This window comes from Paenibacillus sp. AR247, assembly GCF_002968895.1.
Taxonomy (GTDB): Bacteria; Bacillota; Bacilli; order Paenibacillales; family Paenibacillaceae; genus Paenibacillus_AQ; species Paenibacillus_AQ favisporus.
In genome coordinates this window covers 35,749-46,303 of the sequence record NZ_PCZT01000012.1, presented here as the reverse complement: position 1 = coordinate 46,303, position 10,555 = coordinate 35,749, and the positions used below count along the sequence as shown (strand labels likewise).

7 protein-coding genes and 3 pseudogenes are annotated in these 10,555 nt (G+C 56.7%); 2 read left to right on the top strand and 8 right to left on the bottom strand.

Translation table 11 applies throughout. The features are described 5' to 3' along the window. Nucleotides 1-367, top strand: a pseudogene (locus tag CPT76_RS40260) (SDR family NAD(P)-dependent oxidoreductase); the annotation flags it as partial. 180 nt (nt 368-547) lie between these two features. Here CPT76_RS40260 and CPT76_RS21525 read toward each other — a convergent pair. From CPT76_RS21525 to CPT76_RS21510, 4 genes and pseudogenes are all read right to left on the bottom strand, one after another. Further along, on the bottom strand, nt 548-1,711 hold the full coding sequence (locus CPT76_RS21525; protein ID WP_105444418.1) for an iron-containing alcohol dehydrogenase: 1,164 nt from the start codon (nt 1,709-1,711) through the stop codon (nt 548-550). Between the two features lie 137 nt (nt 1,712-1,848). After that, nucleotides 1,849-3,438 carry a UDP-glucose--hexose-1-phosphate uridylyltransferase gene (locus CPT76_RS21520; protein ID WP_105444417.1) on the bottom strand — a complete coding sequence of 530 codons (1,590 nt, stop codon included), beginning with the start codon at nt 3,436-3,438 and terminating at the stop codon, nt 1,849-1,851. A 12-nt stretch (nt 3,439-3,450) separates the two neighbouring features. Continuing rightward, nucleotides 3,451-4,276 (bottom strand): annotated as a pseudogene (locus tag CPT76_RS21515) (NAD-dependent epimerase/dehydratase family protein). Between the two features lies 1 nt (nt 4,277). After that, nucleotides 4,278-5,457 (bottom strand): annotated as a pseudogene (locus CPT76_RS21510) (galactokinase). Nucleotides 5,458-5,631: 174 nt separating this feature from the next. On the opposite strand from CPT76_RS21510, the gene CPT76_RS21505 reads away from it, so the two are divergent. Next, nucleotides 5,632-6,528 (top strand): AraC family transcriptional regulator, encoded by an 897-nt coding sequence (locus tag CPT76_RS21505; protein WP_105444416.1) that lies wholly within the window; start codon nt 5,632-5,634, stop codon nt 6,526-6,528. 266 nt (nt 6,529-6,794) lie between these two features. Here the strand turns inward: CPT76_RS21505 and mgrA are convergent, their stop codons facing one another. The 4 genes from mgrA to CPT76_RS21485 all read right to left on the bottom strand — a co-directional run. Beyond that, nucleotides 6,795-7,799, bottom strand: a complete 1,005-nt coding sequence (mgrA, locus tag CPT76_RS21500; protein WP_105444415.1) for an L-glyceraldehyde 3-phosphate reductase — start codon at nt 7,797-7,799, stop codon at nt 6,795-6,797. Between the two features lie 179 nt (nt 7,800-7,978). Beyond that, on the bottom strand, nt 7,979-8,722 hold the full coding sequence (locus CPT76_RS21495; RefSeq protein ID WP_076169657.1) for an NAD-dependent protein deacylase: 744 nt from the start codon (nt 8,720-8,722) through the stop codon (nt 7,979-7,981). Nucleotides 8,723-8,921: 199 nt separating this feature from the next. After that, nucleotides 8,922-9,590 carry a bifunctional 2-keto-4-hydroxyglutarate aldolase/2-keto-3-deoxy-6-phosphogluconate aldolase gene (locus CPT76_RS21490; protein WP_105444414.1) on the bottom strand — a complete coding sequence of 223 codons (669 nt, stop codon included), beginning with the start codon at nt 9,588-9,590 and terminating at the stop codon, nt 8,922-8,924. 78 nt (nt 9,591-9,668) lie between these two features. Further along, the coding region (locus CPT76_RS21485; protein ID WP_105444413.1) for a sugar kinase at nt 9,669-10,555 on the bottom strand (887 nt) is incomplete at its 5' end.

Genomic DNA, 10,555 nt, shown 5'->3' with positions numbered 1-10,555 from the left:
CGGTCCCTACGCCGCTTCCAAGCTGGCGTTATCGCTGTGGACCCGCGAAATTGCCCCCTTGGCAGCCGCCGAAGGCTTGACGATCCGCAGTGCCGACCCCGGGGGTAACAATACGATGCGGAAAGGAAAAAATTCCGGGCTGCCCTGGTATATAAAGATAGCCATGAAGCTGGTCATGAGTCCTCCTTCAAAGGGCGCTGCGCTTCTGTATGAGGCGGCTTTCGGCAAGCACAAGAACCTGAACGGCGTATTTCTGTTGAAAAACGAGCCCACAGAGTTGAAGTATGCCGAAGCTGGCAAACCGGTGCTGGAACTTGTTCAGGGCATTTACGAAAACGAGTATGCCGGACGGTCACAAGGATCATAGGACGGGAATATACTTGTGCGGAGAAGCTGAATTATGATTTGTAACCATCCACAAAAGCAGCAGAACGGCAAAAAGGGGCTTTCCCGGGTCGGATCGACCTTATGGGAAGCCCCTTGGCTATATTGGCGGAGAAAGGAAAAATACTCCAGTCCTCCGGTCGCTGACGGAACGCTTATCGCCTTACAGCGACATTTTGTAAATTTCGATGACGTCTTCCTTGTTCAACTTGCGGAAGTTGCCAAACGGACCGAAGCGGACCGACTTCTCAGCCATCACTTCGATCTGGCTGTCGTCGATGTCGTAATCGGCAAGGCGGGCCGGCGCACCGATGGAGCTCCAGAAATCGCGAAGCGCCTGGATGCCCTCTTCCCCGACCTGCTCGTCGCTCTTGCCGGCCGGATCCACGTTAAACACGTTAACGGCAAGGCGCTTGAAGCGGCCTGGATCCACGCTCAGGTTATATTTCATCCAGTTCGGGAACAGGATGGCCAAACCGCCGCCATGCGGAATGTCATACACGGCTGATACGGCGTGTTCAATGTTGTGGGTCGCCCAGTCGCCGGACATGCCCATGTTCAGCACCCCGTTCAGCGCCATCGTGCCACAGTACATGATCGTAGAACGGTACTCGTAGTTTTCCAGATCGTTAATCAGCTTCGGCGCGGTTTCGATGACGGTACGAAGGACCGTTTCACAAAATCCGTCCTGAACCAGCGTGTTGGTCTCCTGGTGGAAGTAATGCTCCAGCACGTGGGACATCATGTCTACCATACCGTAAACGGTTTGGTCTTTTGGCAGGGAATACGTGTTCACCGGATCCAGGATGGAAAATGCCGGGAAGGCATACGGGCTGCCCCAGCCCATCTTTTCTTTCGTTTGCTCGTTCGTAATGACCGAGCCTCCGTTCATTTCCGAGCCCGTCGCCGCCATCGTCAGCACCGTGCCGAGCGGAAGGGCCGCCTGCGGAGCGGCTTTGCGTTCCACAAAGTCCCACATATCGCCGTCGTATTTGGCGCCGACCGCAATCGCCTTGGAGCAGTCCAGGACGCTGCCGCCGCCAACCGCAAGGATCAGCTCAATGCCGTTCGTCCGGCACAGGTCCACCCCTTTATGTACAGTTGATAAGCGCGGATTCGGCTCTACGCCTGCCAGTTCGGTCACCTCGGCGCCGATTTCCTTGAGCAGCGCAAGCACGTTGTCGTACAGGCCGGAGCGCTTGATACTTCCGCCGCCGTAGACCAGCAGCACCTTTTTCCCGTATTTCGGAACTTCGGTTTTTAATTTATCCAGCTGACCTTGGCCGAAAATCAGCTTGGTCGGGTTATGAAATTCAAATGCTTTCATTGTCGGATTCGCCTCCATGATGTAATGAGTTGCCCTAAATATTATAACCCTCCGGCCGCAGAAGAAACAAACCGCCCATCCCATGCAGGGAATAAGCGGTTTGTAATGAAGGGGGCACATCCCCCGAAGATAGTATATTACGCCTCGGTATAACCCATCGAAGCAAGGAAGCGGCGGAACGCCTGCTGCCCGGCCTCCGTCCGTTTGTAGACGCCGGCGTGGCCCAAAATTTCCACGAAAATGCGTCCAACCTCCTCGCGGACCCATTCCTCGGCGGCAGCTTTGTCCCGCTCCATGCCCTGTTCTTCCACCAGGCGGGTGATCCACGGTTTGTGGACTTGGAGCGGATGGTTGTCGTCCTGAAGCAGCGCTTCATACAGCCTGCGGTTTCCGGACAGAATATCCGCGACCTGATCCAGCTCTTCCTTCAGCCGTCCCGGCAGAATCGCCAGGCCCATCACCTCAATGAGGCCGATGTTTTCCTTCTTGATATGGTGCATTTCGGCATGTGGATGGAAAATCCCCGCCGGATGCTCCTCGCTGGTCCGGTTGTTGCGCAGCACCAAGTCCATTTCGTAAGCGCCGTCCGGCGTCCGATGGACGATCGGGGTCACCGTGTTATGCGGCACCCGCTGCCCGCCTTCTTCTGTAAAAGCATAAATCTCGGCTTCCGGATCGCTGTACTGCTTCCAGGCTTCATAGATGGAATCAGCGCATTCCAGCAGGACGGCGCTGTCCGCCGACGCAAGCCGCAGCACAGACATCGGCCATTTGACGATGCTGACCATGACGCCCGGGAACTGCGGGTGAGCGAAGGATGCTTCCTTCAGCGCGTTCTGGATCGGGAACGTATGGCGCCCGCCCTGGAAATGATCGTGGGTTAGAATGGAACCGCCCACGATCGGCAGATCGGCATTCGAGCCGATAAAATAATGCGGGAAGACGTCTACAAAAGCGAGCAGGCGACGCAGGCTGTCCTTCGTCAGCTTCATCGGCACGTGATCGTGGTGGAACACGATGCAGTGCTCGTTGTAGTACACATAAGGCGAATACTGAAAGAACCAGTTTTCGTTGTTCATCTCAAGCGGAATGATCCGCAGGTTTTGGCGTGCGGGATGGTTGACCCGGCCGGCATAACCGACGTTCTCACGGCACAGCTGGCATTTGGGGTAGACCGGCGGCGGCAGCAGCTTGGCCATGGCGATTTCCTTCGGACTTTTCTCCGGCTTGGACAAGTTGATGGTCATTTCGATGTCGCCGTATTCCGACGGGTACGTCCAGTATACGTTTTTGCTGACCCGGTCCATCCGGATGTAGTTCGAATCGATCGACAGCCGGTAAAATCGGTCGGTCGCCGCTTCGATTCCCTGCCCCCGTGCCGTGTGCTCAAACTCCGCAATCACTTCCGAAGGCCGCGCCATGAGCAGGCCCATTATTTTGGCATCAAGCAAGTCGCGGTAGGTGTCGGTGTTCTCGGGCATCAGTCCGATCTCAAACGCGTAATCCAGCAGCGTGTCGATCATCGGCTGCGGGCTGTCCGCGGCCTCCGGCTCAGCTTCGCTCTGCGAAGGCTCGCTTGCGCCGAACAGATCCAGCAGCAGGTTGCGGCTGTAGTCGGCGTCTTCAGCCTGAATGAGCCGGTGATCCAGGGCGAAACGCACGAGGCGGTCGATCGCCTGCAAGGCTTGCTCTTTCAAGGGATTCGTGGTGTCGGTTTGTGAATTCAATGCGCTTCCCCCTTATTCTTTGCCATATCCGTCAGGATGGCTTTGATGCCAGCTCCAGGCGCTCTCGATAATGTCCTCCAGCTTGGTGCGCGAAGGGTTCCATCCGAGCACGGTGCGGGCTTTTTCAGAAGATGCAACGAGCACAGCGGGATCGCCGGCACGGCGGGCCTGCACGACGACCGGAATGTCCAGCCCGGTGACCTTCTTCGCCGTCTCGATCACTTCCTTCACGGAGAAGCCTTCCCCGATCCCCAGGTTAAACACGTTGCTGGCCTCGCCCTTGCGCAAATAATCGACCGCCCGCAAGTGCGCGTCCGCCAGGTCGCTCACGTGGATGTAGTCTCTGACGCAGGATCCGTCTGCCGTCGGATAGTCGTCGCCGAAGACGGCAATGCTCTCGCGCTGCTTCAGCCTCCCCGTACACGTTCGTCGGCTGCGTACGGTCGCTCTCGACAATCGGCACGCGTTCCGGTTCACCGTAAGTCGCCGCTGTGGAGGAAAAGACGATCCGGCGCACGTTCGCCACGTCCATCGCTTCCAGCAGGCAGAGCGTGCCGTAGACGTTGTTATCATAGTACTTCACCGGCTTCTGCATACTTTCGCCAACGAGAGAATTCGCCGCGAAATGGATCACCGCATCGATCTCGTTCTCGGCGAACAGCTCCGCCAGCAGCTCCTTGTCCCGCAAATCCCCTTCGTACAGCTTGCCGCCGAGCAGCGCCCCGCGGTGCCCCGTTTGCAAATTGTCCAGCACGACAACCTCCTCGCCGCGCTCCAGAAGAGCCGCTACCGTATGCGACCCGATATATCCTGCTCCACCCGTTACGAGAATAGCCATGTTAGTGATCCCCCTTCAGTTCTTTGACTCCGTCGCCTGCGCTGCACACATAGAAATCGGCCTTGAGGCCCGTTCTCGCCTGATACGCTTCGCCGACCTGCTGAATGAACCGTTCCACCGCATCTTCATGCACGAGCGACACCGTGCAGCCTCCAAAGCCGGCTCCGGTCATCCGCGAGCCCAGCGTGCCTTCGATCCGCTGCGCTTCTTCGACCATAACGTCCAGCTCTTCGCAGCTGACCTCGTACAGGTCACGGAGCGATGCGTGCGAAGCGTTCATAAGCTGTCCGAAGGTATGCAAATCGTTATGCTTCAACGCTTCCACTGAATCAAGCACGCGCTGGTTTTCTTCGACCACGTGCCGGGCGCGTCTTGCGACTGTCTCATCGGCGATAGCATCCTTCAGCGATTCGAACTGATCGGGCGCCAGGCCGGCCAAATACTGAAGCGAAGGCATCTTCACTTGCAGCTGGGCCAGGGCCGTTTCGCACTGCGAGCGGCGTTCGTTGTAAGCCGAATCCACCAGGCCTCTGCGCTTGTTCGTATTGCTGATCACCAGCTTGTAGACCCCGGTCTGGAACGGAACATGCTTGTATTCCAGCGTGTCGCACATGAGCAGGATCGCGTGGTCCTTCTTCCCGTTCGCGACGGCGAACTGGTCCATGATGCCGCAGTTGACGCCGACGTACTGGTTCTCGGCCTTTTGCGACAGGAGCGCAATCTGCACCGTATCCGTACTGTACCCCTCCATCGTCTGCAGCGCATACGAAGTGACCACTTCGATCGAGGCGGAAGAAGATAATCCGGCGCCGTTCGGAATATCGCCGTGGTAAAGGATGTCATAGCCTTTCGTAACTGGACAGCCGATATTCGCGTTCTCGACCATGACGCCGACGGCATAATCCACCCATTCGCCCGTTTTGTGGCTGCCGATTTCCTTGACGGCTAGTTGGTATTCATAAGGCAAATTTGTGGAGGCCAGCTGAATCACATCGTCCCCGCGCTCCCGAATGAGCAGCGTCGTGCCGAACTCCAGCGACTGCGGGAAGGACGTAACCTCCGTTATAATCGATATGCTCCCCGATCAGGTTAACCCGGCCCGGAGCATGAAACACACGTACTTCCTCGCTGCTGTCACCGTATTTCGTCATGAATTGCTGTAATAAAGTTTCCGATGTCATAGGGATATGCACCCATCCTTTCCTTATGGTTCTGCTCTTTCATTATAAAAGGACTTCCTGTTCCGCGTTAATGCAATTATGTTGACTGGATATGGATTTATGTGACCTTGGAGAATATAATGGTGTAAGAAGGACCGCATTTATTTTGATGTTTGTGAAAGGATCGATGAATCCATGATTCCGCAGGAGACCTACTCCGTTGCTTCAAACCCCGTCTATCATGACGACGGCCCGCTGCACGTGCTGTTTGCGGGGGAGAGCCAGACCAGGCCCGTGCATGCCGTCGGGCCAAAAATTTATGATTACTATCTGCTTCATTATGTAGAAGAGGGAAAAGGGACGTTTCGAACCGAGCAGCGCACCTATGAGCTCGGACAAGGGAGCTGCTTTCTCATTCATCCCGGCCAGCTGGTCAGCTACGCCTCCGACGCCGGCGAGCCTTGGCGCTACCGCTGGACCGCCTTCTCCGGCAGAGAGGCGCAGGGGCTCCTGGCGAACGCCGGCTTCGACCCGCTGCATCCGGTGCTCTTTACCGACGGGGACACCATGATCCCCGGCTCCATTGAACGGATGCAGGAAGCGTTCTATACGAAGCAGGAAAGCGCCGATCTGGCGTCGCTCGGCTATCTGTACCTGATCTTCTCGGAAGCGCAGAATATCCTGTCCAGCCATTCCCGGCTGACGGGAACGGAATCGCAGGTGCAGCGGACCGTCAAGCAGATGATCCACTATATGTCGGCACAGTACGCCCATCCGGTCTCCATTGAGCAAATGTGCGACAGCCTCGGTTATAACCGGGCCTATCTGTCGCGGATTTTCAAGAAAGAAACCGGCTGCTCGCCGGTGACCTATTTGCTTAAGCTCCGCATCGATAAGTCGCGCCAGCTGCTGCGCGAACGGCCGGAGCTGTCGATCGAGCAGGTGGCCGCCTCCGTCGGGCTGACGGACGCCCTGTATTTTTCCCGCCAATTCAAGCGGCTGTGCGGGCAGTCCCCGACGGCGTACCGCGCCGTCGTAACGGCTCCGGACCTTGTCGCTTCCGCCCGGCCGGACTCGCAGCGCGGATCCTAAGCGCCAGGCACACAATAACCCGCATGCCCTGCCCTCTGGCAGACAAGCGGGTTATTGTGAGTTAGGCCCATGATAAGCGGGTTATTCCGATTAAGAGCCAGACAAGTGAGTTATTCCGCGTAACGCGTAAGATGTGCGTAAAATTAATCCAAGCCGGTCATACAACTGGTATACGCGCAAGGTCAAACGCAGGATGGTCGCTAATATGGACTTAAGTTTCCTTCACTGGAATATGCCTCTCATCGATCCGCAGGATATCCACTGGATCAGGATTCGCTTTCCGTTTTTAAAATCGCTTCGATCCGGTCCAGCTCTTCCTTGCTGAATTCCTGATTCTTCAGTGCAGCCACGTTGTCTTCGATCTGGCTAACGCGGCTGGCTCCGATCAGTGCTGAAGTCACGCGCCCTCCGCGCAGCACCCAGGCCAGCGCCAGTTGGGCCAGGCTTTGGCCGCGGGCGGCGGCAAGCTGGTTCAGCGCCCGAATTTTGCGAAGCACATCCGGCGTAATGTTGCTCTCGTTCAGGAAGACCGACGGGCTCGCGGCACGCGAATCTTCCGGAATGCCGTTCAGGTATTTGTTCGTCAGCAGCCCTTGAGCCAGCGGGGTAAAGGCAATCGTGCCGATCCCCTGCTCATCCAGCACGTCCTGCAGGCCGTTCTCGATCCAACGGTTCAGCATGGAATAGCTTGGCTGGTGGATCAAGAGCGGCGTTCCCAGCTGCTTCAGGATCGCGGCCGCTTCCGCCGTCTGCTCGGCCGAATAATTCGAAATGCCAACGTACAGCGCTTTACCGGAGCGCACAATATGGTCAAGCGCCATCATCGTTTCTTCCAGTGGAGTATCCGGGTCAAAGCGGTGCGAATAAAAAATGTCGACATAATCGAGACCCATCCGCTTTAAGCTTTGATCCAGGCTGGAGACGAGATACTTGCGTGATCCCCACTCCCCGTAAGGACCGGGCCACATGTAATACCCGGCTTTGGACGAGATAATCAATTCATCCCGGTGGCTCTTCAGGTCTTGGGTAAGAATCCGGCCAAACGTTTCTTCCGCCGAGCCTGGTGGAGGACCGTAGTTGTTCGCCAGATCGAAGTGGGTAATTCCTAAATCAAACGAGCGGGTGATCATATTCCGCGCATTTTCGTACGTATTGATTCCGCCAAAATTATGCCAGAGCCCCAGCGATATGGCCGGGAGCTTCAGTCCCGAACGGCCACAGCGGTTATAAGTCATCTCTTCATAACGTGATTCGCTTGGTGTATATGCCATTGATATCCGCCCTTCTCTCTCACGGTTAATAGACTACTAGAACCATCATAAATCCTCGGCAAGGCATTTGACAAGAAACCGATTACACGGGCTGGAGGTCCCGGCTGATATCCTTCCTGTTAAAAAGGGATGGACTAAGCTGTTACCACGCTTACCGCGCTATGAACATCTGCCACCCATTAAATACCCAGTTTCCGCTCCACCTGCTCCATCACTTCGCCGATTTTATCAGCGATCAGCAGATCCGCTTTGCGGTCATATGGAGTGGGGTCCATATTCAGGAGGACGGTGCGGCTTCCTTGAAAATAGGAGACCAGGTCCGCTGCCGGCTGAACCGTCAGAGAGGTGCCGCCGATGATGAGCAGATCCGCCTGGGAGATCGCCTCCACCGCACCAAAGAGCACCTGCTGGTCCAGCGGCTCCTCGTACAGGACGACGTCGGGCTTGATGATCCCGCTGCAGCTTGGGCAGCGCGGAACGAGCTTGTTCGTCGCCATGATGTGCTCCAGGTCGTAAAACGCCCCGCAGCCCATGCAGTAGTTGCGGTGAACCGAACCGTGCAGCTCAAGTACCTCTTTACTTCCCGCCTTCTGATGCAATCCGTCGATGTTCTGGGTCACGACAGCCTTCAGCTTGCCGGCTTGCTCCAGCTTGGCCAGCATCCGGTGGCAGCCGTTCGGGGCCGCATCGGGATGCAGCATTTTGCTGCGGTAAAAATCAAAGAACACCTCGGGAAGCTTCATAAAAAAGGACCGGCTCAGCATTTGCTCCGGCGGGTATGGCAGATGCTGTTCAGTCTGATACAGCCCGGCGGCGGAACGGAAGTCGGGAATGCCGCTTTCCGTCGACGTTCCCGCTCCACCGAAAAAAACGATATTGCCGCTTTGTTCAATCCAAGAGGCAAGCGTATCTATGTTCTGCACGATATGGTGCACCTCCACAAGTGTTGGTCCTTTTGATCCGATCCGCGGCTTCTCGCTTCATATGGAATAAGGGACCAGCCCGCCTCCACATGCGGGACGGCAGGCTGTATGGTGTAGTACCCGTTACGATCGGGTTTGATTCATAATGCTTGGGTTTTACTTATGACACAATGATTCCGCTCACAACATTCCGGCCGGCTTACAGCTCCGACTTCGCCTTGCGGTAAGCCTCCATGTACTGCTCCGCTTTCGTGCGGACATGGCTTAAATCCCCGGTCTTCACAGCCTTGTTGGTCAGGTCCGAGCCGATGCCGACGGCCACCGCTCCGCCTTTGATCCAGTCGCCGAGATTGGACAGCGATACGCCGCCTGTCGGCATAAAGTCTGCTTGAGGCAGAGGTCCCTTCATCGTCTTGATGATAGACGGATCGTACAGGCTGCCAGGGAACAGCTTCACGATGTCGACCCCGAGCTCGAGTGCCTGCTGCACTTCGGCGATCGTCATGACGCCAGGCAGAATCGGCACCCGGTACAAATTGCACAGCTTAACCGTGTCGGGATTCAGCGAAGGACCGACGACAAACTGGGCTCCAGCCATGATGGAAGCGCGCGCCGTCTGAGGCTCCAGCACCGTTCCCGCTCCGATGATGGCGAATTTGTCCGGGTCGCTCGTCTCCCAGCTGTACATCCGGCTGAGCTTCTCGATCGCATGCAGCGCTCCCGGCACGGTCAGCGTAACCTCGATGACCTTGATCCCGCCGGCAATTGCCGCCTCCGCCATGTCAAACACCTGATCAGCCGAATCTCCGCGCAGAACGGCAACGACGCCGTTATCGATAATTTTTTGCAAAAGCTGGATTTTTTTCACAATGACCGCTCCTTTTGTTCATTATATGGAAAAGCCTGAAAGATGTCTATTTCCAGAGTACCCCTGCACTCTTTCGCCTTATCTCTCAATATGCGCCTTGTTGCCGAGCTTCGCCTCGACCTGCTCCCAAGTCGGAAGCGCTTCCCAATCACCCACGGCCTGAATAACCATGGATCCGGTTAGATTCCCCAGACGGGTCGCTTCCACGGCGCTTTCGCCCTTCAATAGCCCGGCGATAAAGCCGGCACAGAAGCCGTCACCCGCTCCGACGGTATCCAGTACGTTGTCGGCTTTGAAGTACGGAACCTCCGTTACGTTCCCCTGATCCAGCACATAAGTCAGGTCAGGACCGCCTTTGACGATCGATACGGCTTTCAGTTTGGAAAGGCTTGCAAAAATCGCCGCGTCATCATCCGTATCGTACAGCAGCTTCAGCTCGTCGAGGCCCGGTAAAAAGTAATCCGCCTTTTCGGCCAGACGCAGCAGCACGCCCCGCGCCTCTTCCAGGCTCCACAGCTTCAGGCGGAGATTGGGGTCAAAGCTGATTTTGACGCCGGCTGCCGTGGCAATATCTATAGCCGCTTCGACACAGGCAAGCCCGGACGGGCTGATCGCCGCCGTGATGCCGGTCACGTGTAAAATTTTAGCTCCGGCAATATAAGAAGCATTCAGCTGATCCGGCTGCATCCGGCTTGCCGCCGAGCCTTTCCGGTAATAGTACACCGACGTGCGGCCCGCCGTATTTTCCCGGATCATCATGCCTGTCGGCGCGTCAACGCCGCGCACCGTCTGCGACACGTCTACGCCTTCGCCGCGGATCGACTTGTAAATCATGTCCCCGAGAGGATCCTTTCCCAGCGCCCCGAACCAGCCTGAGGTATGACCCAGACGGGCGACGCCGATGGCCACATTGCTCTCCGCTCCGCCAAATGATTTATGTAAGGTGGAAGCATACTCCAGGCCGC

Excerpts from the sequence above, each read along its gene's own strand:
- CPT76_RS21505 (WP_105444416.1), top strand. The coding sequence starts at position 5,632 with ATGATTCCGCAGGAGACCTACTCCGTTGCTTCAAACCCCGTCTATCAT.
- mgrA (WP_105444415.1), bottom strand. The coding sequence starts at position 7,799 with ATGGCATATACACCAAGCGAATCACGTTATGAAGAGATGACTTATAAC.
- CPT76_RS21525 (WP_105444418.1), bottom strand. The coding sequence starts at position 1,711 with ATGAAAGCATTTGAATTTCATAACCCGACCAAGCTGATTTTCGGCCAA.